This is a genomic window from Gilliamella sp. B2923 (assembly GCF_026536565.1).
In the GTDB taxonomy this organism is placed as follows: Bacteria; Pseudomonadota; Gammaproteobacteria; order Enterobacterales; family Orbaceae; genus Gilliamella.
The window spans coordinates 20,203-46,016 of record NZ_JAFNNZ010000004.1 but is presented as its reverse complement, the minus strand read 5'-3'; the positions used below and the strand labels follow the sequence as shown (position 1 = coordinate 46,016).

Annotated in this window: 23 protein-coding genes and 1 tRNA gene; 15 read left to right on the top strand and 9 right to left on the bottom strand. The window is 37.9% G+C overall.

Annotated features, from left to right (window positions below):
* Nucleotides 1-18: 18 nt before the first annotated feature.
* The 5 genes from J3U42_RS06075 (at nucleotide 19) to rraA (ending at nucleotide 4,872) form a co-directional block, all read left to right on the top strand.
* Nucleotides 19-990: an HlyD family secretion protein gene (locus J3U42_RS06075; protein ID WP_416380446.1), complete on the top strand. Its 972-nt coding sequence runs from the start codon at nucleotides 19-21 to the stop codon at nucleotides 988-990.
* A complete protein-coding gene (locus tag J3U42_RS06070; RefSeq protein ID WP_267335959.1) occupies nucleotides 972-2,111 on the top strand; it encodes an ABC transporter permease in 1,140 nt (379 codons plus the stop codon). Before J3U42_RS06075 ends, J3U42_RS06070 begins: the two co-directional genes overlap by 19 nt.
* A 14-nt stretch (nucleotides 2,112-2,125) precedes the next feature.
* Complete coding sequence (locus J3U42_RS06065) at nucleotides 2,126-3,295, top strand: ABC transporter permease (protein WP_267335958.1); 1,170 nt, start codon at nucleotides 2,126-2,128, stop codon at nucleotides 3,293-3,295.
* 94 nt (nucleotides 3,296-3,389) lie between these two features.
* Nucleotides 3,390-4,292 (top strand): 1,4-dihydroxy-2-naphthoate polyprenyltransferase, encoded by a 903-nt coding sequence (locus J3U42_RS06060; protein WP_267335957.1) that lies wholly within the window; start codon nucleotides 3,390-3,392, stop codon nucleotides 4,290-4,292.
* Nucleotides 4,293-4,380: 88 nt separating this feature from the next.
* Nucleotides 4,381-4,872 (top strand): ribonuclease E activity regulator RraA, encoded by a 492-nt coding sequence (rraA, locus tag J3U42_RS06055; RefSeq protein ID WP_220218433.1) that lies wholly within the window; start codon nucleotides 4,381-4,383, stop codon nucleotides 4,870-4,872.
* Nucleotides 4,873-4,958: 86 nt separating this feature from the next.
* On the opposite strand, the gene dprA is transcribed toward rraA, so the two are convergent.
* Entirely contained in the window at nucleotides 4,959-6,059 is a 1,101-nt protein-coding gene (gene dprA, locus J3U42_RS06050) for a DNA-processing protein DprA (RefSeq protein WP_267335956.1), read from the bottom strand.
* Nucleotides 6,060-6,219: 160 nt separating this feature from the next.
* Between dprA and def the strand changes: the two genes are divergently transcribed.
* The gene (def, locus tag J3U42_RS06045; protein WP_220218435.1) at nucleotides 6,220-6,732 is read left to right on the top strand and encodes a peptide deformylase; all 513 of its coding nucleotides are present in this window, start codon (nucleotides 6,220-6,222) and stop codon (nucleotides 6,730-6,732) included.
* Nucleotides 6,733-6,770: 38 nt separating this feature from the next.
* Here def and grpE read toward each other — a convergent pair whose 3' ends face one another.
* A complete protein-coding gene (grpE, locus tag J3U42_RS06040; RefSeq protein ID WP_267335955.1) occupies nucleotides 6,771-7,355 on the bottom strand; it encodes a nucleotide exchange factor GrpE in 585 nt (194 codons plus the stop codon).
* A gap of 153 nt (nucleotides 7,356-7,508) precedes the next feature.
* Between grpE and nadK the strand changes: the two genes are divergently transcribed.
* Nucleotides 7,509-8,387 carry an NAD(+) kinase gene (gene nadK / locus J3U42_RS06035; protein WP_220218437.1) on the top strand — a complete coding sequence of 293 codons (879 nt, stop codon included), beginning with the start codon at nucleotides 7,509-7,511 and terminating at the stop codon, nucleotides 8,385-8,387.
* Nucleotides 8,388-8,496: 109 nt separating this feature from the next.
* On the opposite strand, the gene J3U42_RS06030 is transcribed toward nadK, so the two are convergent.
* A complete protein-coding gene (locus J3U42_RS06030) occupies nucleotides 8,497-9,000 on the bottom strand; it encodes a phosphatidylglycerophosphatase A (RefSeq protein WP_267335954.1) in 504 nt (167 codons plus the stop codon).
* Between the two features lie 98 nt (nucleotides 9,001-9,098).
* Nucleotides 9,099-10,106, bottom strand: coding sequence for an ornithine carbamoyltransferase (gene argF, locus J3U42_RS06025; RefSeq protein ID WP_267335953.1), 1,008 nt, complete (start codon nucleotides 10,104-10,106; stop codon nucleotides 9,099-9,101).
* 269 nt (nucleotides 10,107-10,375) lie between these two features.
* Between argF and carA the strand changes: the two genes are divergently transcribed.
* Both carA and carB read left to right on the top strand, forming a co-directional pair.
* Entirely contained in the window at nucleotides 10,376-11,536 is a 1,161-nt protein-coding gene (gene carA, locus J3U42_RS06020) for a glutamine-hydrolyzing carbamoyl-phosphate synthase small subunit (protein ID WP_267335952.1), read from the top strand.
* Nucleotide 11,537: 1 nt separating this feature from the next.
* Nucleotides 11,538-14,750 (top strand): carbamoyl-phosphate synthase large subunit, encoded by a 3,213-nt coding sequence (gene carB, locus J3U42_RS06015; RefSeq protein ID WP_267335951.1) that lies wholly within the window; start codon nucleotides 11,538-11,540, stop codon nucleotides 14,748-14,750.
* Between the two features lie 264 nt (nucleotides 14,751-15,014).
* Here the strand turns inward: carB and J3U42_RS06010 are convergent, their stop codons facing one another.
* A complete protein-coding gene (locus J3U42_RS06010; RefSeq protein WP_220218442.1) occupies nucleotides 15,015-15,437 on the bottom strand; it encodes a GFA family protein in 423 nt (140 codons plus the stop codon).
* 214 nt (nucleotides 15,438-15,651) lie between these two features.
* Between J3U42_RS06010 and J3U42_RS06005 the strand changes: the two genes are divergently transcribed.
* Nucleotides 15,652-15,728 (top strand) — tRNA-Met (locus J3U42_RS06005).
* A gap of 40 nt (nucleotides 15,729-15,768) precedes the next feature.
* On the opposite strand, the gene metF is transcribed toward J3U42_RS06005, so the two are convergent.
* The 3 genes from metF to J3U42_RS05990 form a co-directional block, all read right to left on the bottom strand.
* Nucleotides 15,769-16,644, bottom strand: a complete 876-nt coding sequence (metF, locus tag J3U42_RS06000) for a methylenetetrahydrofolate reductase [NAD(P)H] (protein ID WP_267335950.1) — start codon at nucleotides 16,642-16,644, stop codon at nucleotides 15,769-15,771.
* 103 nt (nucleotides 16,645-16,747) lie between these two features.
* Nucleotides 16,748-19,021 carry a 5-methyltetrahydropteroyltriglutamate--homocysteine S-methyltransferase gene (metE, locus tag J3U42_RS05995; protein ID WP_267335949.1) on the bottom strand — a complete coding sequence of 758 codons (2,274 nt, stop codon included), beginning with the start codon at nucleotides 19,019-19,021 and terminating at the stop codon, nucleotides 16,748-16,750.
* 177 nt (nucleotides 19,022-19,198) lie between these two features.
* The gene (locus J3U42_RS05990) at nucleotides 19,199-19,750 is read right to left on the bottom strand and encodes a YagU family protein (RefSeq protein WP_267329445.1); all 552 of its coding nucleotides are present in this window, start codon (nucleotides 19,748-19,750) and stop codon (nucleotides 19,199-19,201) included.
* A gap of 343 nt (nucleotides 19,751-20,093) precedes the next feature.
* Between J3U42_RS05990 and recN the strand changes: the two genes are divergently transcribed.
* The 5 genes from recN to J3U42_RS05965 are packed head-to-tail and all read left to right on the top strand — an operon-like array spanning nucleotide 20,094 to nucleotide 24,960.
* Nucleotides 20,094-21,755, top strand: coding sequence for a DNA repair protein RecN (gene recN, locus J3U42_RS05985; protein WP_267335948.1), 1,662 nt, complete (start codon nucleotides 20,094-20,096; stop codon nucleotides 21,753-21,755).
* Between the two features lie 52 nt (nucleotides 21,756-21,807).
* On the top strand, nucleotides 21,808-23,040 hold the full coding sequence (coaBC, locus tag J3U42_RS05980; RefSeq protein WP_267335947.1) for a bifunctional phosphopantothenoylcysteine decarboxylase/phosphopantothenate--cysteine ligase CoaBC: 1,233 nt from the start codon (nucleotides 21,808-21,810) through the stop codon (nucleotides 23,038-23,040).
* Nucleotides 23,018-23,476 (top strand): dUTP diphosphatase, encoded by a 459-nt coding sequence (gene dut / locus J3U42_RS05975; RefSeq protein WP_220219673.1) that lies wholly within the window; start codon nucleotides 23,018-23,020, stop codon nucleotides 23,474-23,476. Before coaBC ends, dut begins: the two co-directional genes overlap by 23 nt.
* Complete coding sequence (gene slmA, locus J3U42_RS05970; protein WP_220218447.1) at nucleotides 23,473-24,066, top strand: nucleoid occlusion factor SlmA; 594 nt, start codon at nucleotides 23,473-23,475, stop codon at nucleotides 24,064-24,066. Before dut ends, slmA begins: the two co-directional genes overlap by 4 nt.
* Nucleotides 24,067-24,123: 57 nt before the next feature.
* Nucleotides 24,124-24,960 (top strand): mechanosensitive ion channel domain-containing protein, encoded by an 837-nt coding sequence (locus J3U42_RS05965; RefSeq protein WP_267329441.1) that lies wholly within the window; start codon nucleotides 24,124-24,126, stop codon nucleotides 24,958-24,960.
* 56 nt (nucleotides 24,961-25,016) lie between these two features.
* On the opposite strand, the gene cysE is transcribed toward J3U42_RS05965, so the two are convergent.
* Nucleotides 25,017-25,784, bottom strand: a complete 768-nt coding sequence (gene cysE / locus J3U42_RS05960; RefSeq protein WP_366915689.1) for a serine O-acetyltransferase — start codon at nucleotides 25,782-25,784, stop codon at nucleotides 25,017-25,019.
* Nucleotides 25,785-25,814: the final 30 nt, after the last annotated feature.

Sequence of the window (25,814 nt, the reverse complement as noted above, 5' to 3'; positions counted from 1 at the left end):
TGTCACTTATACAAATTTATGAATAAAAAAACTTTTATTATAATTGCATTAATTGTTATTCTGATTTCGATGACAATTTTAATACGTGCTCACAACAGCCAGCTTATATTGCAAGGCGAAGTTGATGCGCCTAATGTTAGCATTGCCTCAAAAGCTAAAGGGCGAGTACAACTGATCCATGTTAATCGTGGTGATGATGTTAAGCAAAACGATATTTTAATTACACTCGATAGTCCCGAACTTTTAGCGCAAGTTAGAGCCGCTGAAGCAGCCCGGGATCAAGCACAAGCGCAGGTAGAACTTTCCAAGCATGGTACCCGTGAAGAAAGTATGCGCTATTATGAGGCTTTAGTTGAACAGGCTAAAGTTGTTTATGATAATGCAAATCGAGAGTATAACCGTAATAAAGCCCTTTCTACTAAGGGATTTGTGTCACAGTCGGTGTTAGATAGTGCATTAAAAACCCGCGATGCTGCCTTTCAACAAGTCCAATCAGCACAAGCTAATTTAGATCAAGCTAAAAACGGCGACCGTATTGAACAACGGCAAATTTATGATGCTAAATTAAAAGAAGCACAAGAGCAGCTCAAGCAATTACAAATTCAGTATGACGATTTAATCGTTAAAGCGCCTGTCGATGGTGAGGTGGGATCAATTCCTGCTGAAGTTGGTGAACTTTTTAATGCTAATAGCCCTTTACTGACATTGATTCGATTACCGCAAGCCTACTTTGTTTTCAACCTTCGTGAAAACATTATGCCAAATATCCATAAAGGTGATCGAATTAAACTCGAGGTACCTGCGCTAGGTAATGAAGAAATCGAAGCTGAGATTCGTTATATTGCGCCAATGGGTGATTATGCAACTAAACGGGCAACTCGTGCCACCGGTGACTTTGATCTGAAAACATTCGAAGTTAGACTTTATCCATTAACACCTGTCAAAGGTTTGCGTGCAGGTATGAGCACATTATGGAAATTAGACAACTAACCTTTGACTTTTGGCACCGCTTTAAAGACGCCTTTAACGATGAGATACCGGTTATATTTAGGCGTTTTACCTTTCACTGGTTAATGTGGATTTTGCCACTGATTATCTTTGTTTTAATCAGCAGTATCTTTTATCGTGGGGTACTGTATGATCTGCCTGTCGGCTATGTTGATCTAGATAAAAGTGCATTATCGCGAGAAATAGTTCGTAATCTCAATGCCGGTGCCCATGCCGATCTAGTCAATTATGATAGTGCGCTTACTGATGCTGAGCGAGATTTACAAAAAGCCAAAATTTACGCCATTTTATATATCCCTTCTAATTTTGAAGCAGATGTTTTAGCTGGTCGCCAACCTACGCCTATGCTCTATTACAATGCGTTATATTATAGTGCCGGGTTATATTCGATTATGGATTATTCGGGCTTAATTGCGCAATTAAATACCCAATATCGAACCACGATGGCAACCAGCATCGGTTTACCGGTACCTACGCTTGCTAAAGTGAATTTTAATTATGACGGGCTATTTAACGCCAGCGGTAACTCAATGTACTTCCAGCAATTTTCCGCAGTCGTACATCTGTTACAACTTTTTGTTGTGACAACAACCATTCATATTTTATCGCAACTGCATAAGCGAACTCGTCTTAGTTATCCATTTGTACTTGGCAAATTAGCACCTTATACCATTTGGTATACCATGCTACTTATATTCGAAATCGCAATGTTGGTGCTGTTTTCAGATGCACGAGTATCTGGCTCTCCATTTGCGATGATGATTGTGGTATTTTTTTATGTCATTGCAGCACAAAGTATTGGCATTTTACTTTTTACTTTCACAAAAACATCACTTGATGCTTACACCTTTATCGGCTTACTGGTAGGACTAGCCTTAACCTATTCCGGTGTTGTTGTGCCCGAATTATCAATGCCGTGGATAGCGAGGTTTATCTCATCACTTGAACCGTTAACTTATGCCCTTAATAAACTGTTCGATCTTTTCTTACGGCACTCGACTTATCTCTCTATATTTAAAACTTGTGGGATTATGATGATCTATCCAATAATAATTACCGTGTTAGTCAGAAAACGCTTAGTTAAGCGTTTACACGCACAGTAAGGAGAAAAAGATAGATGCTTAAAATATTTTTTTCTTCATTTTTAAAAACGTTTATGTATATGTTAGTGCGACCTGTGTGGTTGCTACTACTTATATCCGTTTCATTGATGAGTTTAGTATACATTAATGGCACCATTACTAATTTACCGGTAGCCATTGTGGATCAAGATCATAGTACAACCAGTCGTAGTTTGATTCGTTCATTAAACACCAGTTCTAAAATCGAGGTATTGACTTATGAGAACTCATTGCAAGCTTATGATGATATCAATAATCGTAAACTTTTTGCCGTCTTTACCATTCCAAGAGATTTTGAAAAAAACATCTTAAATGGTCAAGAGGTCACAATACCGGCTTATGGCGATGCTTCGAGCCGTTTAGCGAATGGTTTAATACAAGTTGATATTAGAGGTATTTATCAGCAAATTTTAACCGATTTTAATACCCGTATCATGCGCACCAATGGATTTTCGGATAAACAAATCGATATTATTTTATCGCCCATAAAAGGGCAAACTCAGCCCCTTTATAATGCCGGTATCAGTTTTGCCGCCATTACATTTCCGGGATTGCTAGTGATGTTATTGCAACACTCATTTTTAATTGCTTCAACCCGTACCAATATTACATTGCACTCTTTACCTCAAGGTAAACCGCCTTTCATTGCTATTTTTGGTGCGCTATGTGGTTTGATACCTATCTGGTTATTTTTATCCATTGTGCTATTCGGTTTGTGGCCTTGGGTACTGGGCTATAGGCAGCTGGCGAATATATTGGAAATTTTGATAATGACATTTCCGCTGCTGCTTGCGGTTTTAGGTTTAAGTAAGTTACTTACTGAATGCTTGCGCCGTTCAGAGATGATTTATCTTACCTTAGCATTTTTGACAACACCGGTGTTTTATCTCTCCGGCACTATCTGGCCGCTCGATGCAATGCCACTTTGGGTACAATTTGTATCGAAAATGCTACCTTCAACTTGGGCAACCAACATGATTGCTGGCGTCAATCAAATGGGGCTTAGCTTATCGGATAATTGGTTTAATATCTTTATGATCTTAATGCTAGGTGTAATTTATGGTTCACTTGGTTATTTCATTGCGGCATTACGTACCGGAAAAGTGAGACGATTTTTCAAAAAAGCCAAAATGTCGCCAAACGCATCAAAACGCTTAAGCAAGTAATAGAGAGCTAATTCGGCAGTTGTTATAACGTGAATTTAATATCAATTATTGTTATGATGACTGCTTATTTTTATCGATTTAAATATCATGTTGTATGCACATTAAATATAATCCGTGGATTATTAGTTTACGCCCTAAGACGTTAGCGCTTTCATTATCAACTGTTTTATTAGGCAATGCACTGGCTTTTTGGCAACAATCGTTCAACTTGCCTGTTACGATTTTCACTATCATAACAGCTGCATTGCTACAGATATTATCCAATCTTGCCAATGATTACGGTGATGCCATTAAAGGCACTGACAAAGATAATCTAATTGGTCATCAACGTGGAATTCAATTAGGTTTAATTAGCCTTCGGCAATTAAAAGTTGGTTTATCGATTAACATTTTGCTGTGTGTTGTTTCTGGCCTTTGCTTACTTTTGCTGGCGTGCAATGATATTTACCAATTATTAATTTTTATACTTTTAGGGCTGTTATCTATCGTTGCGGCGATAACTTATACCATAGGTAAAAAACCTTATGGGTATATTGGGCTTGGCGATCTGTCGGTTTTTATCTTCTTTGGAATAATCGGTGTAATGGGGAGTGACTATTTGCAAACCAAAATAGTATCACTATCCATTATTTTACCTGCCATAAGTAGCGGTTTGCTGGCGGTTGCAGTACTTAATATCAATAATTTGCGCGATGCCGATAACGACCGCATTCACCATAAACGCACGCTGATTGTGTTATGGGGTAAAACATTTGGTAAATACTATCACTTAAGTTTAATCCTTAGCGCATTAAGTCTACTCGGTCTATTTGCTTATCTGTATTTAAAGACAATCTGGAGCAGTTTATTTATCTTAACTTTTCCTTTATACATCCAACATATCTATGCAGTATTTAAGTTTAATCAAGCAAAAGATGCTACACCGTTATTAATTCAAATGGTCAAACTTGCTTTATTGACAAATTTACTTTATTGTTTGGGTATTATTTTGAGCTAGCTCACGTTTATGAAATTTAATATCGTGTCACTCAATATTAGCGTTATACTAGAAACAATTCATTATTACAGCAAAAGGAGACTCGATAATGGAGTTTGATACTTCTATTCTTTGCGATTACTACCCAGAAGATGTTAACGTCGTTGAACCAATTTTCAGTAATTTTGGTGGGGTAACATCATTTTCAGGTCAAGCTGTAACAGTCAAATGTTTTGAAGATAACGGCTTGTTATACGAAGTTTTACAATCAAATGGTGCTGGCAAAGTTTTGGTGATTGATGGCGGTGGTTCAGTTCGTAGAGCATTAATAGATGCTGAACTTATTGATATTGCTATCCAAAACCAGTGGGAAGGCATTATCGTTTATGGTGCGGTACGGCAGGTCGATTATTTAGCTGACGCTGAAATTGGTATTCAAGCACTAGCAGCAATTCCAGTCGGATCGGACGATCAGGGCGTAGGCGAAATTGATATTCGTGTCAATTTTGGTGGCGTCACCTTCTTTTCCGGTGATTTTGTTTATGCAGATAATACCGGTATTATCCTTTCTGAAATTGCACTGGAAATTGAAGAAAAATAGAATTGATTATACCGCCGATCACAATCGGCGGTTTTTATATTCAAACACAGGATAATTCTGAAAACTTTTGTCAGCATTGAGATGCCTTAAATTGTACGGTTTCGTATGTATCCGCCTGTAACGGTGATAATTAAGCCGGCTAATTCCATTTCTAATAATTTACTGGTTAATTCCGGAATAGGTATATCAACAAGTAAGGCAATAATATCAACCGGTGTAGGTTGATGACGAATCACCGCAAAGATATCCGGATATAAAATATTGTGACTATCGACATTGCTTCTGCTCGCTTGTCGATTAATCGTTGATAAATAACCACTATAATGCTCTAAAATATCGGTTGGCTGACTAACTAAATAAGCGCCTTGTTTAATTAAAGCATGGGTTCCTGAGCAATTCTGATTATCGATATCGCCCGGTAAGGCAAAGACATCACGATTTTGCTCAAGTGCATAGCGTGCAGTAATTAATGAGCCACTTTTTTCGGAGGCTTCTATCACAAATGTCCCTAAACTTAATCCGCTAATAATTCGATTACGGCGAGGAAAATAGACCGATCTTGCTTTCTCAAAAGGTAAGAATTCCGACACAATTGCGCCGTCTTTCATTAAAATTTCATTAGCCAAATTTAAATTTGTTCTTGGTGCTATTTGCGCTAAGCCACTTCCCAATACAGCAATAGTATAGCCCGATACATCCAGCGCACCTCGATGACATATCGCATCTATCCCCAACGCTAAACCACTGGTTATTGTTAAACCATTAATTGCCAATTCACCCGCAAAGTATCTTCCCCATTGAGCGCCATAGTCACTATACTCACGGCTACCGACCATTGCCAGTTGGGGAGAGTTTAATAATTGCCGGTTACCTAACACAAATAACAATAAAGGTGGGGAACAAATTTGTTTTAATAGTAATGGATAGTCACTATCGCAATAAGCAATAAGATGCTTTTGTGGCGTTGGAGAATTTAACCATTCAAGTATGGGTTCAAAATGGAGATACGAGGTTTGATAAAACTGTACTAGTTGAGCGTCATTTAATCTTAATTTATCTAACAAAAAAGAGACATCTTGTATAATGTTGGGTAAACCACACGCAAAAAGCTGTCCTATTCTGTCAAAAATTGCTTGTTTTCCATACCCAAGCATTGAAATTCTTAAGAAGAATTCATATTTAGTCATTATAAACCTTTATGAAACAGTTAAAAACCAGTGTCCTGATATGGATTGATAAGATATATCTTACCAATAGCCTGTAAGGACTGTTCATTGTGATAATAAATGTTTACAATGTGTGAGAATCTAAAAAATATTGATAATTGAGGAGTAGATCGAACAATTTATGGCTATTTTACCGGTATTACGTTTTCCTGATGAACGACTTCGCAAAGTTGCTAAGCCCGTTACTAATTTTACCCCAGAACTACAAACAATCATTGATAATATGATTGAAACCATGTATGCCGAAAATGGCATAGGTTTAGCGTCGACTCAAGTTGATGTGCATGAGCAAATTATTGTGATCGATGTATCTGAAGATAAGAGTCAAGTCTATGTGATTATTAATCCTGAGGTGATTAGTCAAGAAGGTGAAACAGGCATTGAAGAAGGTTGCTTATCGATACCCGATTGCCGTGGATTTGTCCCGAGATCTGAAAAAATAAAAATTAAAGCGCTTGATCGGCATGGCAATCCTTATGAAATTGATGCTGATGAGCTATTAGCTATCTGTATTCAACATGAGATGGATCACTTAAAAGGGAAGCTCTTTGTCGACTATCTTTCACCTTTAAAACGTCAACGAATTGAGCAAAAAATGAAAAAATTAACCCGCGAAGAACAAAGAAACAAATAAAAAAACCGCCATAATTACTGGCGGTTTTTTATATACTTTTATTTTGCAACAATAACCATTGCCGGGCGAATTAAACGACCATTTAAGGTATAGCCTTTTTGGATTGTGTTAACAATTTGACCCGATTGATGTTCCGGCGATTCAACCATACTAATCGCTTGATGCACATCTGGATTTAGTTGAGAATCTTGAGTATTAATCACTTCTATTCCAAACTTTTTAACAGTATCTAAAAAAGATTTTAAAGTAAGTTCTAAACCTTCAACGGTTGCTTGATGTTCCGGATTGTTTTTATCGGTCGATTCTAATGCACGCTCTAAATTATCTATTACCGGTAAAAGCTCATTTGAGAATTTTTCCAGCGCAAATTTACGGGCTTTATCAACATCCTGTTCAACACGTTTGCGAACATTATCGATTTCAGCACGGGCACGAATCATTGCCTCGCTTTCGTTCTTTTTCGCTAGTTGTAGCGCTTGTTCAAGCTCAGCAATTCGGGCATCTTTGGCTTTTAATTGCTCTTCAACATTCGCTTGTGATTCAGTTTTTTGCTTGGTTGATTCTTCCGTTGTGGCTTCAATATTTGTCTCATTTTCTGACATATTGTTATCTTGTTCTGTCATACTGTACTCCAAATGTAGTCGAAAACTTAGTTAATTACGGTTATTATGGGGGCAAATTTTATTATTACAAGTTTATCGATCGGCTGATAACTATTTTTTTAACCCTCGATTAAAAAATATAAAAATTTATATCATTAATTACTAGGATATTTTATGGATACACCATTTAAATGTATAGGTCTGATTGGGCTTCCACGTAAAATAGAAGCAATGCAAACCCATCAAGTGTTGCATGATTGGCTAGTTGAGCTTGGTATTCGTGTTTTAGTCGAAGACCGCTTAGCGGAATATTGCCAGTTTCCCGCCAACGAATATGCTTCGCTCGATACCATTGGTCAGTTAGCTGATTTAGCCATTGTGGTTGGTGGTGATGGAAATATGCTACGCTCAGCTCGTTATTTATCACACTATAAAATTAAAGTGATTGGTGTTAACCGTGGTAATCTTGGCTTTTTGACTGATATTTTACATGATCAAGTGATTGAACAGTTAACACCTGTCATTGCAGGCAAGTATGATGATGATCCACGTTTTTTACTTGAAGTCTCTATTTATGATAATGGTCACTTAATTAATTCCGGTTTTGCGGTTAACGAAATTGTTGTCACTCCCAATACCGTTGCCCATATGATTGACTATGATGTGTATATCAATGAACGTAATGCTTTTTCACAACGAGCCGACGGCTTAATTATTGCCACACCAACCGGATCGACCGCCTATTCATTATCGGCCGGAGGCCCGATTTTAGCACCGCATTTAGATGCTCTGATTATTACACCAATGTTTCCACACTCATTAGCTATTAGACCGCTGGTGATTAAAAGTGATAATCCTATCCGACTTAAATTTCCAACAACGGCGCTTGATCTTAATATTGCCTGTGATAGCCAAATCATTTTACCGGTAAAACCGACACAAGATGTCATTATTCGCCGTTCATCATATGAATTTAATTTAATTCATTCAAAAGATTATGACTATTTTAATAATCTTTCAAGTAAATTGGGCTGGTCTCAAAAAAGGTTTTGAACTGCTTAGATAAACTGTTGTAAAGCGATAATAACAAAGCTTTGCAACAGTTTGTGGAAGTCTTGAAAAGCATGCTAGTTTAAAATAAAAGATGAAATATTCGCAATATTTAGCTTGCTAGCAAATAAGCCAATACCCATACCGTAATTGATGAAAAAATAGCTGCAATAACATCATCAACCATAATACCAAAACCGCCCGGTACACGCTTATCAAACCAACGAATAGGCCAAGGTTTGGCCATATCAAACAATCTAAATGCGACAAAAGCAATCGTCACCCATAGTATTGAAAATTGAGGAATGAAATACAGCGTTATCCACATACCGACAAATTCATCCCAAACAATATGACCCGAATCATGAGTATGGGTATCATCCGACGTTTTTTGGCAAAGATAACAACCAAACACAAACGCCACTAAAATAAAAACCCAATATAAAGCAGGTTGTAACCCCCAAAATAAAAGCCACAGTGGTATCGCCATTAATGATCCCATAGTACCAGGCATAATGGGTGATAGCCCACTACCCAATCCGACCGCTAAAAAATGAATTGGATTAGTGAGTTTTAGGTATTTTTTAAAATCTTTATTGCGCGCTTGTTTCGTCATTCTGATGATAATCGGTTGATAAAATTATGCCGACTTGAGGTCGGCAAAAAATTTGCTTAGCTAACTTTAGCCAGCACTAATAATATTTAGCTATATTATTAGTCTTTAGCTAAGGTTGCAACCATTACTGCTTTGATCGTGTGCAGGCGATTTTCGGCTTCATCAAAAACGATACTATGTTTAGATTCAAAGACTTCATTTGTCACTTCTAAACCATTTTTCAAACCATACTGGGCAGCCATTTGTTGACCTACTGTGGTATTCATATCATGGAAAGCCGGTAAGCAATGCATAAATTTAACATTTGGATTCTCGGTTAATTTGATTACATTTTGATTGACTTGGTATGGGGTTAATAATTTTACTCGCTCATCCCACACTTCTTTTGGTTCGCCCATGGAAACCCATACATCGGTATAAAGAAAATCAACGCCTTTCACACCTTCAGCGACATCTTCAATTAAAACGATTTTAGCGCCTGTTGTTTTAGCTATCTCTTGGCACTTTTGAACAAGCTCTGATTCAGGTTGGCACGCTTTAGGCGCCACTAGTCGGATCTCCATACCCATTAAGGCAGCACCTTCCATTAACGAATTGCCCATGTTATTACGAGCATCGCCTAAATAAGCAAATTTAACGCTATTAAGTGGGCGCTCACCGATATGCTCTTTCATGGTCATAAAATCTGCTAAAATTTGCGTTGGATGCGCTTCAGTCGTTAAACCATTCCAAACCGGCACACCAGCATATTTTGCTAAAGTTTCAACAATATCTTGCCCATAACCTCGATACTCAATACCGTCATACATGCGTCCGAGTACTCGAGCTGTATCGGCTATCGACTCTTTATGCCCAATTTGGCTACCACTTGGCCCTAAATAGGTGACTTGAGCACCTTGATCATATGCACCGACTTCAAAAGCACAACGAGTACGGGTTGAGTCTTTTTCAAAAATTAAGGCAATATTTTTGCCAACCAAATGTTTTTTCTCAGTGCCTTGTTGTTTAGCCTGCTTTAATTGAATGGAAAGATCGATTAATTGATTGATTTCATTTGGCGTAAAATCCAGTAAACGTAAAAAATGGCGCTGATAAAAACCGTGCATAACAAGCTCCTGATAGATGTGATAATTCAAGTCATTCTATTTGAATAATTATGCATTTTCAAGTTAAACCTGATAATATCGTCGATAATCTACAGTAACTTGCAATAAGTCTCAAAAATGAGACATGATTATTGAAATAATTTTAATAATATCGCTTTTTTTGTACAAAAAAGTGTAATAAAATGACCATTCATTGAATCCTGAAAGATAAGTGGTTTTGAATTTTTATTCATAAATAGTAATTCTTTATTCAAAAGGTCTTTTTAACCATGCAAACTTATGCCCTCCTTATATTACAAGACGGTTCACAATTTATCGGTAAATCAATCGGTGCCGACGGACAAACTGTTGGTGAGGTCGTTTTTAATACCTCAATGACCGGTTATCAAGAAATACTCACCGACCCTTCATATTGCGAGCAATTAGTCACGTTAACTTATCCCCATATAGGTAATGTCGGTACTAACAATGCCGATGCTGAATCTAATCAAGTTTATGCAAAAGGGCTGATTATTCGTGATTTACCACTATTAGCCAGCAATTATCGCAATGAGCTCGATCTTTCGAGTTATTTAAAACAGCATAATGTTATTGCCATTGCCGATATCGATACTCGCCGTTTAACTCGAATCTTGCGTGAAAAAGGGGCTCAGCATGGCGTGATTATCACGGCAAACGATAAAGAAACTTTACTTGAAAAAGCCGATACCGCTAAACAAATGGCGATTGATTTTAAAGGATTATCCGGACTGGATTTAGCCCAAAAAGTCACCTGTACAAAAAGCTATTTGTGGACACAAGGTGTATGGACAAGAGAGCAAGAACACCCCGCGGCAAAACCGGAAAGCGCCTTGCCTTATCATGTTGTGGCTTATGATTTTGGCGTAAAACGTAATATCTTACGGATGTTAGTTAAACGGGGTTGTAAATTGACCATAGTTCCGGCAAAAACCTCTGCGCAGGAGGTATTAGCATTAAATCCTGACGGTATATTCCTATCAAATGGTCCCGGTGATCCGGCACCTTGTACTTATGCCATTGATGCCATTAAACAGTTTTTAGCCACTAACATACCGATATTTGGTATCTGTTTAGGGCATCAACTGTTAGCGTTGGCTTGTGGTGCAAAAACCATAAAAATGAAATTTGGACATCATGGTGGCAATCATCCGGTTAAAGATCTTGAAAATAATCGAGTTATGATTACCGCCCAAAATCATGGTTTTGCCGTTGATGAAATGAGTTTACCGACTCACTTACGTGTGACGCATAAATCACTGTTCGACGGTTCGCTACAAGGTATTCATCATAATCAAAAATCCGCTTTTAGCTTTCAAGGTCACCCCGAAGCGAGTCCCGGGCCTCACGATGCCGCCCCACTATTTGATCACTTTATCGAATTAATTAAAATTTATAAGCAGGAGCAATAACATGCCTAAGCGAACAGATATTAATAGCATTCTCATTATTGGCGCTGGCCCAATTGTTATTGGTCAAGCTTGTGAATTTGATTATTCCGGCGCTCAAGCTTGTAAGGCTCTGCGTGAAGAAGGTTATCGGGTTATTTTAGTCAATTCTAATCCTGCCACCATTATGACCGATCCGGAAATGGCGGATGCAACCTATATTGAGCCGATTGATTGGACAACGGTGAGTAAAATTATTGAACAAGAAAGACCCGATGCCATTTTGCCCACCATGGGCGGACAAACAGCGCTCAATTGTGCGTTAGAACTGGATAAAAGAGGCATTTTAAAACAATTTAATGTCGAGATGATCGGCGCTACCGCTGATGCAATTGATAAAGCTGAAGATCGCAAACGTTTTGATCAAGCCATGAAAAAAATTGGTCTTGATACTGCCCGTTCCGGCATTGCTCACTCATTAAAAGAGGCTTATGCCGTACTTGAACAAGTTGGCTTTCCTTGCATTATCCGCCCTTCTTTTACTATGGGGGGAACCGGTGGCGGGATTGCTTATAACACTCAAGAATTTGATGAAATTTGTACCCGAGGACTTGATCTGTCGCCCACCAATGAACTCCTCATTGATGAGTCATTAATTGGTTGGAAAGAGTACGAAATGGAAGTGGTACGAGATAAAAATGATAACTGTATCATCGTCTGTTCGATTGAAAATGTTGACCCTATGGGCATTCATACCGGGGATTCCATTACCGTTGCGCCAGCTCAAACACTAACGGATAAAGAGTATCAAATCATGCGTAACGCATCGATAGCGGTACTTCGTGAAATTGGCGTTGAAACAGGTGGTTCGAATGTACAATTTTCGGTTGATCCTAAAACCGGACGCTTAATTGTGATTGAAATGAATCCAAGGGTATCACGTTCATCAGCATTAGCATCTAAAGCAACCGGTTTTCCAATCGCCAAAATTGCGGCCAAACTTGCGGTCGGCTTTACCCTTGATGAGCTATCTAATGATATTACCGGAGGTAAAACGCCAGCGTCATTTGAGCCTTCGATCGACTATGTGGTGACAAAAATACCCCGCTTTAATTTCGAAAAGTTTGCCGGGTGTAATGATCGTCTAACAACTCAAATGAAATCAGTGGGTGAAGTGATGGCTATTGGGCGGACTTTTCAAGAATCATTACAAAAAGCGCTACGAGGGCTTGAAGTCGGTGCCTGTGGTTTTGATCCGAAAATTGACAATTATGATGAAAAAAATCTCAGCAAAATACGTTATGAACTGCAAGAAGCGGGCGCTGAACGAATTTGGTATATTGCTGACGCTTTTCGAGCCGGCTTTAGTTTAGATGAAATTTTCATATTAACGAATATCGATCGCTGGTTTTTAGTGCAAATTGAAGAACTTATCAGCCTTGAAAACCAACTAAAATCGCAATCATTAGCTAGCCTGAATTCAGAATCATTATGGCAACTTAAGCGTAAAGGTTTTTCAGATTTACGTATTGCTATACTGCTTAATGTTGAAGAACAAGACGTTCGTGATCGACGAAACCAATACGATATCCATCCTGTATATAAACGAGTTGATACCTGCGCAGCAGAGTTCTCGACCGATACAGCTTATCTTTACTCAACCTATGAACAAGAGTGCGAAGCTAAACCACAATTCATTCGCCCGAAGATTATGATATTAGGCGGTGGACCTAATCGGATTGGGCAAGGTATTGAGTTTGATTACTGTTGTGTACATGCAGCGCTGGCGCTCCGTGAAGACGGTTATGAAACAATTATGGTTAACTGTAATCCGGAAACGGTATCTACCGATTATGATACCTCAGATCGACTCTACTTTGAGCCAGTCACACTGGAAGATGTGCTTGAAATTGCTCATGTGGAAAAACCAAATGGCGTAATTGTACAATACGGCGGGCAAACACCATTAAAATTAGCCAGAGCGCTTGAAGTCGCTGGGCTACCGATTATTGGTACCTCGCCAGATGCGATAGATCAAGCTGAAGATCGCAAACGTTTTCAGTCGATTGTCGATAAGTTAAAGTTAAAACAGCCAGTTAATGCAACGGTTACCGATATTGAAGATGCGGTGATTAAAGCCGAACAAATTGGCTATCCATTAGTGGTCAGACCGTCTTATGTGCTTGGTGGTCGAGCAATGGAAATTGTGTATAACGAGCAAGATTTAAGACGTTATTTTAAAACCGCAGTCAGTGAATCGAATAATGCTCCCGTACTACTTGATCACTTTTTAGATGATGCTATTGAAGTTGATATTGATGTCATTGCCGACGGCGAGCAAATCGTAATTGGCGGCATTATGGAGCATATTGAACAAGCGGGTATTCACTCGGGTGACTCAGCTTGTTCATTACCAACATATACTTTAAGCCCGGAAATTTTAGATCAACTGCGCAAGCAAGCTAAACAGTTAGCGTTAGAACTTAATGTAAAAGGGCTTATGAATGGGCAATTTGCCGTCAAAGATAACCAAATTTATTTGATTGAAATCAACCCTCGAGCCGCTCGCACCGTGCCATTTGTGTCGAAAGCTACCGGTTTGCCATTAGCGAAAATCGCTGCACGAGTTATGACCGGGCAATCATTGGCTAAACAAAATATCACCAAAGAAGTCATACCGCCTTATTACTCAGTGAAAGAGGTGGTATTACCGTTTAATAAATTTAGTGGCGTTGACCCAATTTTGGGGCCTGAAATGCGTTCAACCGGTGAAGTGATGGGAATTGGTAAAACCTTTGCCGAAGCCTTTGCCAAAGCACAACTTGGAAGCTTATCAAGTATGAAAAAATCGGGAAAAGCTTTGCTATCTGTTCGTGATCAAGACAAAACTCGCTTGTTAGCGATCGCTAAACGATTAATTGCGCATGGCTTTAGTATTGATGCTACTTTTGGGACTGCTAAGGCATTACAACAAGCTGGCATACCCTGCCAAATGGTCAAAAAAGAGAACGAAGGGCGCCCCAATATTCATGACCATATTAAAAATGGCGAATATAGCTACATTCTTAATACCACATCTGGGCGGGCTGCTATTGAGGCGTCGAAAATTTTACGCCGTAGCGCAATCCAATATAAAGTGTATTACGATACCACGATGAATGCGGCCTATGCCACAACTGCCGCATTAGACTGCGATCCAGCACAATATGTTGTTTCATTGCAAACACTTTATGCATAAATATTGACTAAAAAGTAAGCCTGTAAAATACATAGCGGCTGACAGATTTGCGCAAAACAAGAACCTTAGTACGATTAAAATATAGTACTAAGGTTGATTTAAAAATGGTGATAATTTGCAGGCTTTTCGCACTTGTATTAACTTTACGCTAAATAAACCTTAATCACTACTTGCCATTGACTAATGTTGCATCTTATTTATTTGCTATATCCAAATTATAAGTAAATTTCTTATTTAAATTGTTGACGATTTAATTAATTGTATTTATTTAGAATTTTGATTAACTATAGCTAAAATATCGGCCTCTGTCAGTTTCTGCGTCGGATTAGCAAAAGCGTAACAAGTTGGTTTTTTGTCAATAAAGACCTCTGATGTAAAATCCAAATTCTTAATATCATTAAAAATCCAGGCAGCAAGATAATAATTTTGTGTGCCGGTTAAATGATAATAAAGGTGAGATCCGCACTGCTGACAAAATGCTCTTTCAGCCCATTGTGATGAAGGATAATGACGTATATTGTCTTGACCTTCTACGGTAAGCTCACCGTTATACATTAATGACATAAAAGGTCCGGCACTCCACTTCCGACAGGTTTCACAGTGACAGGCACTTAAATGTAAGTTTTTGAAAGGGACAACCAACTTAACTTTGCCACATAAACATGTCCCATGATACTCAGTTGACATAAATACTCCTTTTTGATTGAAATGAATAATTTTTACTCAAACCTAAATCATTATAACTAAAAAAACAAGTAAATCTTGCCAAGAAGTTTCAGAAATACCCTACGTTTTAGTAAAAAAACCGTATTTATTTGTTTAAAAATGTTTAAAATTAGCTCGCTTAAGCAAAAAGGTATTGCTTTATTATTTTATTACTATAATATAGCCACCTCTTTGACGCGGGGTGGAGCAGCTTGGTAGCTCGTCGGGCTCATAACCCGAAGGTCGTTGGTTCAAATCCAGCCCCCGCAACCAATTCCTCAAAAATCTATTCTAAATTATTCTTAATCATAAACTATTCTGATTTCGGTACAGCCAGTAGCGTTGATACAGCTTCACTAATTCTTCTAGCAATATAGCTATAATTCATGGTGTACAAATGGATACCGTCAACATTTTGTGAAACTAAATCAACAATCTGATCGATAGCATAAGCAATACCGGCGTCACGGAACGCATCAGGGTGATGCTCGTATTTCTCCATCATCTGTTTGAATTTCTTCGGTAGATTTACGCCACACATCGATACCATACGTTCAATTTGGTTTTTGTTCGTTACCGGCATAATCCCTGCTTCAATTGGTACATTAATTCCCATATCACGAGCTTTGTCTAAGAAAGTATAAAAATAGTCATTATCAAAAAATAGCTGTGATATGAGTTGATCTGTTCCGGCACTCACCTTTTCTTTTAAATGTATTAAATCTTGTTTTAGCGTTGATGCTTCAAGATGTCCTTCAGGATAACATGCCCCAATCACATTAAAATCACCATTTTCTTTAATAAATGAAACCAGCTCGCTGGCATAGCGAAAATCATCTTTAGGTGTAACTGTCGGGCTAATATCGCCTCGCAATGCAAGCACATTATCGATACCGGCACATTTAAGATCATGAAGAATTTTTTGCATTTCTGCTTTATCGAAATTAATTCCCGGCAAATGAGCAACACTTTCAATACCATAAGTATGTTTGACAGAGTGGGCGATATCAATTGTTGTTTGACCATTCAAACTACCACCAGCGCCATAAGTAACACTGATAAAATCAGGTTTGAAGTAACCAAGTTCACGCAATGTGCTATAGATTGTCTCTAAAGGTGACGTTTTTTTAGGGGGAAAAACTTCAAAAGAGAACACGGTTTTTTTATTAAAGAGTAAATTTGTTTTCATCTGTATCATCCATTGGTGTGATTACTATTATCCTTACTGACATTTCCGCCGCCAAAATAGGCGGCGGAAATTAAGGTAAAGCAAATTAATTAACGCAACAGTGTTAATTAAGCGTTTTTCGAACTTCTAATGTTGCTTGAACTAAATGTTCTAAACTTGCAACAACTTCTTTCTCACCTCGAGTTTTTAAACCACAATCCGGATTAATCCAAAGTTTTTGCTTGTCAATTTTTGCCAGTAACTTCTCAATTGTTGCTTTGATTTCAGCAACCGGTGGTACACGTGGTGAATGGATATCATAAACACCCGGTCCAACTTCAGTTTTAAAGTTATTGGCTTTAAGTACATCAATCAATTGTAGATTAGAACGTGATGCTTCAAATGAAATCACATCAGCATCCATGGCATCGATATCTTTGATAATGTCAGCAAATTCGCTATAACACATATGTGTATGAATTTGTGTATCAGCTTGTACTTTGCTGTGTACTAATCTAAATGCCGGAATAGCCCAATCCAGATATTCACTATTCCAATCAGCTTTACGTAATGGTAATTTCTCTTTTAACGCTGCTTCATCAATTTGGATGACTTTAATGCCGGCCGCTTCAAGATCTAACACTTCATCACTGATTGCTAAACCAATTTGGAATACAGACTCTTTTTGTGAAATATCTTCACGAGGGAACGACCAGTTAAGGATCGTCACTGGGCCAGTTAACATGCCTTTAACGGGTTTGTCAGTTAGGCTTTGTGCATATTGTGAATATTCAACGGTAATTGGTTTAGAGCGTGAAATATCACCCCATACAATTGGTGGCTTAACACAACGAGTACCATAAGATTGCACCCATGCTTTTTCAGTAAAGACAAAACCATTTAAGCTTTCACCAAAATACTCAACCATGTCATTACGTTCAAATTCGCCGTGAACTAACACATCAATACCAATCTGTTCTTGAAGCTTGATACATTCTGCAATTTTTTGTTTGTTAAACTCGGTATATTCATTTAAACAAATTTCACCTTTCTTGAATTTTGCACGGTTTAAACGTACATCAGGTGTTTGCGGAAATGAACCAATCGTTGTTGTAGGTAATAATGGCAAATTAAAGGCTTTTTTCTGTGCTGCTTCACGTACTGAAAATTCCGGTAGACGAGTAAAATCAGACGCTTTTAAAGCCGAAACTTTTTGACGTACCGCTTGATTTGCTCCTTCACGCTCACGCGTAAATAGGGTTTGATTTGCTTTGTAAGCCGGACTATTTTCAAAATTCGAGTCTTTGACTAATTCACCAAGTTCTGCTAACTCTTGTAGTTTTTCTTGAGCAAAAGCAAAATAAGCTCGTTGTTGAATCGTTAATTTAGTTTCGTTTTGTAATGTATAAGGTACGTGGAGTAAAGAACACGAAGTATTAATCACAATGTTTGCCGCTTTTTGCTTAATTTTTGCGACTAATTCCAATGTTTTTTTATAATTATTTTTCCAAATATTTTTACCATTTACCACACCGGCAAATAACACTTTATCAGCCGGGAAACCATGACTTTCAAGTAATGCTAAGGATTGTTTACCTTCAACAAAATCAAGTCCGATACCGTCAAATGGTAACGCCACTAATTGTTGGTAACAATCACGCACATCGCCAAAGTAAGTTTGTAAAACCACTTTGGTTGTACCTTTAACGGATAAAATTGACTGATAAAGCTCATTGAATAGAGCAATATCTTCATTAGTTAAATCAGTCACTAAAATTGGCTCATCAATTTGTATCCACTGCGCACCAAGTGCAGTAAATTTCTGAATAATTTCTTGATAGGCTTTAATAATATCGGCTTTAAAATCAACTAGCTGTTTATTACCTAAATACTGTGCTAATTTGAAAAAGGTTAATGCCCCAATCACAACCGGTTTGGTTTGAATACCTAATGCTTTGGCTTCTTGATATTCGTCAAAAGGTTTGGTGCTGGCTAGTTTTATTTGTAGTGAATCTTCAATTTCCGGCACTAAGTAGTGATAGTTGGTATTAAACCATTTTTTCATTGCCAGCGCTCGCACATCACCTTTTTCACCTTGATAACCACGCGCCATGGCAAAATAACGATCGAGTTCAGGTAAGCCTAAATCTTGATAACGTTTTGGGATAACATTCAGTAAACAGGCCGTATCTAATACCGCATCATAAAATGAAAAGTCATTAGATGAGATTAAAGCAATCTTATGTGATGCTTGTTGTTGTAGATGTTCAGCACGTAGGGCTTTTGCTTCGTTTAATAACTCAGCTTGGGTTTTATTACCTTTAAAATAAGCTTCGGTTGCAAATTTAAGTTCACGAAGTTTACCAACACGAGGATATCCAATAACTGCAGTATTCATTTTCTTTTCCTTATTTAGCACTTTTCTTTAGTGGTTAAAAAGATAGCAAAAAAAAATGTTATTGAATAATTCTAGTTTTTTATCAAAAGATATAGTTTTTAACTATATCTAAAGGTATAAAAAAATCCCTCTGTTTTTCAACAGAAGGATTGAAATATATGAAAATTAATAAATTAACTACTGGCGCCATTCGCCACGGATTGGTCTTGAAAAGTGAGCAAGGACAGCAATCATACAGATTTCAATCGACACGCCCCAATAGATATGCCCTAAAATTTCACTCCAAAGTTCATAACCATTTAGGTTCCATAACCAACCTACCGTGCCTTCCGGATCATAAGCAGGATGACGAAAACCTAATAGTGGAATTAAAAAACCATGCATCATAACGGTAATGATAATGCCATAAAATGCACCATACCATAATCGAATATTATTCCAAAAGTAGGCAATAAATACATAAACGAAGGCAAAGGCAAAACTAAATAACCAGTGATAAAGTGTTACTGCGCCCGAAACGATTGCCGTTTGGTAAACATAATCAAGTGAATGAGAATTAATGCCTAACCAACCAAGCCATGCATCAATGTGTGCTGCTGGCGGTGAAATTTCCCCGGGAACACGAGGAGGCATATTAACTTCAGAACCCCATTTAACCAGTGCGCTAATGAATCCACCAATCAGAGTAGTCCAAATAATAATTTGACGATTTATTTTATTTCCAAACATTTAAAATTTCCTAATTATTGTTAAAATTCTTCGAATTATATTGCATATTAATGGGTGTTAAAAGAGGAAAAATAAGATAAATGAACAAAAAAATCTATTATAATAATCGATAAAACTTGTTTTAATATGAACAAGCCAAATAAAAACACTCAATCCATTTATATATTATCAAAAACCAATGAAGCCTTTATTATTTAACTGTTAGCAAAAATAAATAATAATGGATACTCAATTAGTTAACACATTACAAATTACTCATAAAATATAAAAAACTGTATTTATTTACAGTGTTTTTATTGCTATACTGTTTTTATCATCAATAGTACTGTTTATTAAAAATATTATGATAACTCAACTTACTATCAATAATTTTGCTATCGTCGATCAGTTGTTAGTGGATTTTACAACAGGGATGACCGCAATTACGGGTGAAACAGGTGCAGGTAAATCGATTGCGATCGATGCATTAGGGCTTTGTTTAGGGAATCGTTCCGATGCTTCATCTATCCGATCCGGCGCTGATCGTGTCGATATTTCAGCTTGCTTTGTGCTTGATGACACCCCCGCTGCCTTTTCTTGGCTAACTGAGAATCAGCTAGATGAAGGTAATGAGTGTATTTTACGACGAGTTATTAACCAAGATGGACGTTCTAAAGCCTTTATTAATGGTCGGGCAGTACCAATATCACAACTGAAAGATTTAGGACAACTATTGATTCAAATTCATGGTCAACATGAGCCTCAGCGACTTTTACGTAGTGACTATCAACAGCTTTTACTTAACCATTATATGAATGAGCGATCGTTGCTTAGTCAAATGAATCAAGCATATAAACAGTGGAAAACAGCTTGTCAAACTTATCAGCAATATCAAACCTCCAGACAAGAGCGTGAAGCACATATTCAACTTTTACAATATCAACTTAAAGAGCTTAATGAGTTTTCCCCTATAGAAGGTGAATATCAGCAAATTGATGAAGAATATAAACGCCTTTCCAACAGTGAACAGTTAATTCAGCTTAGCCAACAATCAGTGATGCTGTTGGACGAGGCCGAAGAATATAATGTCAGTAACTTACTCAATAGCGTGAAACATACCGTACAGGAATTATCGGCTTTAGATCCAACACTAAGCGATATTTGTAATTTGCTTGAAGATGCTTCCATTCAAATTAAAGAAGCCAGCTACGAACTACGCCATTATAGTGAGAGTTTAGAGCTTGACCCTGCCCGTGTGATGCAACTTGAACAGCGACTTTCAAAACAAATTGCCTTAGCTCGTAAACACCATGTGGCTCCTGAAGCTTTACCGGAATTACACCAAAATCTTTTAGCTGAGTTTAAGCAAATTAATCAACAAGACGAACAAAGCGAACAACTGAAAGCTGACATTAATAAATACCACCAAGTCACATTAGAACTTGCCAGTAAATTACATCAAAAACGTTTAGCCGTCAGTAAAACCTTAGCGAAAAAAGTGACTGCTATTATGCATGAGTTATCGATGCCAAATGGGCAATTTAGTATTGAAATTGCCTATGATGAAAATCGGTTAAATGAAGATGGTGCCGATCAAGTCACGTTTTTAGTAACAACCAATGCCGGCCAACTCGCACAACCACTGGCTAAAGTTGCATCGGGCGGGGAGTTATCTCGTATTGCCCTTGCCATTCAAGTTTTAACTGCGCAAAAAATGGATACACCTGCATTAATATTTGACGAAATCGATGTCGGTATCAGTGGCTCTACAGCGGCAAAGGTAGGGCAACTGTTAAGACAATTAGGTCAATCAACACAAGTTATTACAGTCACGCATTTACCACAAGTAGCTGGTCAAGCCAATCAACACTATTTTGTCAGTAAAGAAACCAACGGTAAACAGACATCAACCGATATGCAAAAATTGGATGAAAAGGGTCGTATAAACGAACTGGCACGGCTTTTAGGCGGGGATAAAATTACTAATGCAACATTAGCCAATGCGAAAGAGCTACTTATTATCTAATTGAATTGTGGTAATATAACGCTTTCGATTTGGCTATAAAGGAAACGCGATCATGAATCTAGCGGGTAAACATATTCTATTAGGGATTGCCGGAGGCATTGCAGCTTATAAATGCCCTGATCTTGTTCGCCAATTAAAAAAAGCCGGGGCGCAGGTACATGTGGTACTCACTGAATCAGCGAGCCACTTTGTCACACCACTAACACTACAGGCAGTATCCGCAAACCCTGTATCAAGCGACCTGTTTGATCCGTCAGCTGAATTATCAATGAGCCATATTGAGCTGGCAAAGTGGGCTGATTTAGTTTTAATCGCACCCGCCACTGCAAATATCATTGCCAAAATAGCCAATGGTATTGCTGATGATCTGTTATCGACTGTTTGTTTAGCTACACCGGCGCAAATAGCTATTGCGCCGGCGATGAATCAACAAATGTATAAAGCAGCAGCAACGCAACATAACCTTTCCATTTTAAGTGCCAGAAATTGCCTAATTTTAGGGCCGGATACAGGTTTTCAGGCGTGCGGTGATTGTGGTCCGGGTAGAATGCTCGAGCCACAAACGATAATAAACCAACTCGATAGTTACTTCGCTGATTCATCTTTACTTGCCGGAACATCAATTACTATTACCGCCGGACCAACGATTGAAGAAATCGATCCAGTCCGCTATATCAGCAATTACAGTTCAGGTAAAATGGGCTTTGCTATTGCAAAAGCTGCGGCTGAAATGGGGGGAACGGTCACTCTTATTAGTGGACCGGTCAATTTAGATACACCGAATAATGTCAATCGAATTGATGTTAAAAGTGCAAATCAAATGTATAATGAAGCTATCAAGTTTGCCAAAAAATCGTCTATTTTTATTTCTTGTGCTGCCGTAGCCGATTACCGTGCTGAAACAATCGCCAAGAAAAAAATAAAAAAAACAGATGACAACAATGAGCTAATTATCAAATTAGTCAAAAATCCAGATATTGTTGCCACTGTTGCTGCATTAAAAAGACAGCGCCCTTTTGTAGTAGGTTTTGCTGCCGAAACCAACAATGTTAAGGCTTATGCCCTTAAAAAACTAACTGACAAAAATTTAGATTTAATTTGTGCTAATGATGTTTCCGATAAAAGTATTGGTTTTAATTCAGATCAAAATGCATTAACCCTTTACTGGCAAAATGGTGAGCAAAAATTACCATTAGATAATAAACAGCAATTAGCCAAACACTTACTTGAAGCATTGATAATACGATATAAAGCGAGTCATGATGAAAAGAAAAATCGATATTAAAATATTAGATAAACGTTTAGGTGAGACATTTCCACTACCAACCTATGCCACTGAAGGATCAGCGGGTATTGATTTGCGTGCAATGTTTGACAAAACAACCGAAATCAAGCCAGGTGAAACCATTTTAACCCCGACGGGTTTATCAATGCATATTGCTGATCCAAATTTAGCCGCATTAGTTCTACCTCGCTCCGGTTTAGGCTCTAAAAATGGGATTGTATTAGGTAATTTAGTCGGTTTAATCGATTCTGATTATCAAGGGCAACTGTTTGTACCAATTTGGAACAGAAGCCAAACGCCTTTTGTGATTGAACAAGGCGATCGAATTGCGCAATTAATTATTGTGCCAGTTGTTCAAGCTGAATTTAATATTGTAGATGAATTTACCGAGTCAGTGCGCGGTGAAGGTGGATTTGGACATTCGGGTAAAAAATGATTGTGAGTAATAAAAATAAAAATCGCAAAGAGGATATATTACAAGCGTTGGCAACAATGCTTCAATCCAATGAAGGGACACAGCGAATTACTACTGCTAAACTAGCCGCGACCGTTGGGGTGTCTGAGGCGGCGCTCTATCGTCATTTTCCAAGTAAAACCAAAATGTTTGAAAGTTTAATTGTCTATATTGAGGATATTTTACTTTCTCGTATCAATGTTATTTTACAAGACGAGCCTAACACAATGATTCGTTTGAAGTTAATTTTAGCGTTGATATTAGGCTTTTCAGAAAAAAATCCTGGCTTAACCCGAATTATGACCGGGCATGCCTTAATGTTTGAACAAGATCAATTACAAGAACGCATCAGCCAACTATTTGAACGAATAGAAACACAAATTAAGCAAGTTTTACGAGAGCGTAAAATCCGTGAAGGAGTTGGATTTACCACCGACGAACGAATTTTATCGAGCCAATTATTAGCTTTCTGTGAAGGTATGATGTCCCGTTATTCTCGTTCAGGATTCGAGTATCTACCGACGATAAATTTTGAGACACGTTGGGCATTATTAGCTAAACAATTAGTGTAAAAAATAACTAGCTACTTTTATGTATCAATTACGTGATCAACTATCAAGGATTCCATTATGAATTTCGAAAATACTATGGAACAAATCATCTTATTTATTGAAAAATATGATAGTGTTGTTCTAAATTATATCGCCCATTTTTGTTTTGCCATTATTATTTTCATCCTTGGGCGGATGATTGCCAGATTTATTAGTCGTCAATTTAGACGCATTTTAACCAGTCGTGAGGTCGATCCGACAGTGGTTAAGTTTGTGAGTGCTTTATCTTATTATGCCATTATTATTGTATCGCTGGTTGCCGTATTAGGCCAATTAGGTGTACAAACCGCTTCAATTGTCGCTGTAATCGGTGCAGCCGGTTTAGCCGTCGGTTTAGCCTTACAAGGGTCACTATCTAACTTTGCCGCAGGGGTAATTTTAATAATTTTTCGCCCATTTAAAGTGGGTGAAACAGTCATTATTAATAATCAACGAGGTGTAATAGACTCAATTCAAATCTTCTCTACCACAATTATTACACCAACCAATGAATTGGTGGTGATACCTAATAGTCAGGTAGTGAGTGCCAATATTATCAATTATACTCGTTTACCGGAAAGACGCTTAGACTTAGTAATTAATGTCGGTTATGATTCTGATATTCAAAAAGTTTATCAAGTGTTAACACACGCAGTTAACCAAACTCAGAATATTTTGACAAGTAAAGAAGCCATCATTCGTTTGGATCTTTTAGATGCTTCGTCGATGAACTTTAATGTCTTAGTTTGGACGCTTAATGCCAATTATGGATCGGTCAAGGCCGAGTTACTTGAAAATATTAAAAACAGCTTAACTGAAAATGGCATCAACATTCCTTATCCAACTATGGATGTCAATGTTAATCCAAACCATTAAATAGATTAATAACCTATCTGCTAACCAATAACGGATAGGTTATTTTACCCACCTCACTAAATTAAATAGTCTTGATCCATATTTAGCGCTGGTTTGTCACAGTCGGGGCAACCAACCACTTTTGCCGGCACGCCAGCGACAGTTGTGTGCGCAGACACTGGCTCTAATACCACTGAACCGGCACCGATTTTAGCCCCTTTGCCAATTTCAATATTTCCTAAAATAGTAGAGTGTGCACCAATCATTACTCCCTCTCGAATTTTAGGATGACGATCACCGTTTTCTTTACCTGTACCGCCTAGTGTTACTGATTGTAAAATAGAAACATCATTTTCAATCACAACCGTTTCACCAATTACAATGCCTGTTGCATGATCAAACATCACACCACAACCAATTTTTGCCGCAGGGTGAATATCCACGCCAAAAACAATAGCAATCTGACTTTGTAAGAATGTGGCTAAAGATTTACGATTTTGCATCCAAAGCCAATGTGCTATTCGGTATGCTTGTAAAGATAAAAAACCTTTATAATAGAGTAATGGCGTTGTGTAGTAGTTGGTTGCCGGATCGCGAATATAAACGGCCAAAATATCGGTAATAGCAGCCTTGATAATCCCCTTATCAGCCTCATACGTTTGACGGGCTATCTCTCGAATTTCAATAGCTGGCATAACTTGCGTTGCCAGTTTATTTGCCAAAATATAACTTAATGCACTGCCTAAATTTTCATGATTTAATAGCGTTGCATGGAAATAACTGGCTAACATGGGTTCACTTTCAACTAATTCTGTCGCTTCTTGCCGAATGGCTTGCCATAGCATATCGGGTTTAACAACCGTTTTTATATTGTT

Bases quoted from the DNA above. Each gene is read 5' to 3' on its own strand.
- metF (WP_267335950.1), bottom strand. From the start codon at position 16,644: ATGAAAACAAATTTACTCTTTAATAAAAAAACCGTGTTCTCTTTTGAA.
- J3U42_RS05965 (WP_267329441.1), top strand. From the start codon at position 24,124: ATGAATTTCGAAAATACTATGGAACAAATCATCTTATTTATTGAAAAA.
- slmA (WP_220218447.1), top strand. From the start codon at position 23,473: ATGATTGTGAGTAATAAAAATAAAAATCGCAAAGAGGATATATTACAA.
- nadK (WP_220218437.1), top strand. From the start codon at position 7,509: ATGGATACACCATTTAAATGTATAGGTCTGATTGGGCTTCCACGTAAA.
- dut (WP_220219673.1), top strand. From the start codon at position 23,018: ATGAAAAGAAAAATCGATATTAAAATATTAGATAAACGTTTAGGTGAG.
- J3U42_RS06070 (WP_267335959.1), top strand. From the start codon at position 972: ATGGAAATTAGACAACTAACCTTTGACTTTTGGCACCGCTTTAAAGAC.
- metE (WP_267335949.1), bottom strand. From the start codon at position 19,021: ATGAATACTGCAGTTATTGGATATCCTCGTGTTGGTAAACTTCGTGAA.
- rraA (WP_220218433.1), top strand. From the start codon at position 4,381: ATGGAGTTTGATACTTCTATTCTTTGCGATTACTACCCAGAAGATGTT.
- J3U42_RS05990 (WP_267329445.1), bottom strand. From the start codon at position 19,750: ATGTTTGGAAATAAAATAAATCGTCAAATTATTATTTGGACTACTCTG.
- carA (WP_267335952.1), top strand. From the start codon at position 10,376: ATGCAAACTTATGCCCTCCTTATATTACAAGACGGTTCACAATTTATC.
- J3U42_RS06075 (WP_416380446.1), top strand. From the start codon at position 19: ATGAATAAAAAAACTTTTATTATAATTGCATTAATTGTTATTCTGATT.
- def (WP_220218435.1), top strand. From the start codon at position 6,220: ATGGCTATTTTACCGGTATTACGTTTTCCTGATGAACGACTTCGCAAA.
- J3U42_RS06065 (WP_267335958.1), top strand. From the start codon at position 2,126: ATGCTTAAAATATTTTTTTCTTCATTTTTAAAAACGTTTATGTATATG.
- J3U42_RS06060 (WP_267335957.1), top strand. From the start codon at position 3,390: ATGCACATTAAATATAATCCGTGGATTATTAGTTTACGCCCTAAGACG.
- J3U42_RS06010 (WP_220218442.1), bottom strand. From the start codon at position 15,437: ATGTCAACTGAGTATCATGGGACATGTTTATGTGGCAAAGTTAAGTTG.
- recN (WP_267335948.1), top strand. From the start codon at position 20,094: ATGATAACTCAACTTACTATCAATAATTTTGCTATCGTCGATCAGTTG.
- carB (WP_267335951.1), top strand. From the start codon at position 11,538: ATGCCTAAGCGAACAGATATTAATAGCATTCTCATTATTGGCGCTGGC.
- dprA (WP_267335956.1), bottom strand. From the start codon at position 6,059: ATGACTAAATATGAATTCTTCTTAAGAATTTCAATGCTTGGGTATGGA.
- grpE (WP_267335955.1), bottom strand. From the start codon at position 7,355: ATGACAGAACAAGATAACAATATGTCAGAAAATGAGACAAATATTGAA.
- argF (WP_267335953.1), bottom strand. From the start codon at position 10,106: ATGCACGGTTTTTATCAGCGCCATTTTTTACGTTTACTGGATTTTACG.
- J3U42_RS06030 (WP_267335954.1), bottom strand. From the start codon at position 9,000: ATGACGAAACAAGCGCGCAATAAAGATTTTAAAAAATACCTAAAACTC.
- coaBC (WP_267335947.1), top strand. From the start codon at position 21,808: ATGAATCTAGCGGGTAAACATATTCTATTAGGGATTGCCGGAGGCATT.
- cysE (WP_366915689.1), bottom strand. From the start codon at position 25,784: ATGCTATGGCAAGCCATTCGGCAAGAAGCGACAGAATTAGTTGAAAGT.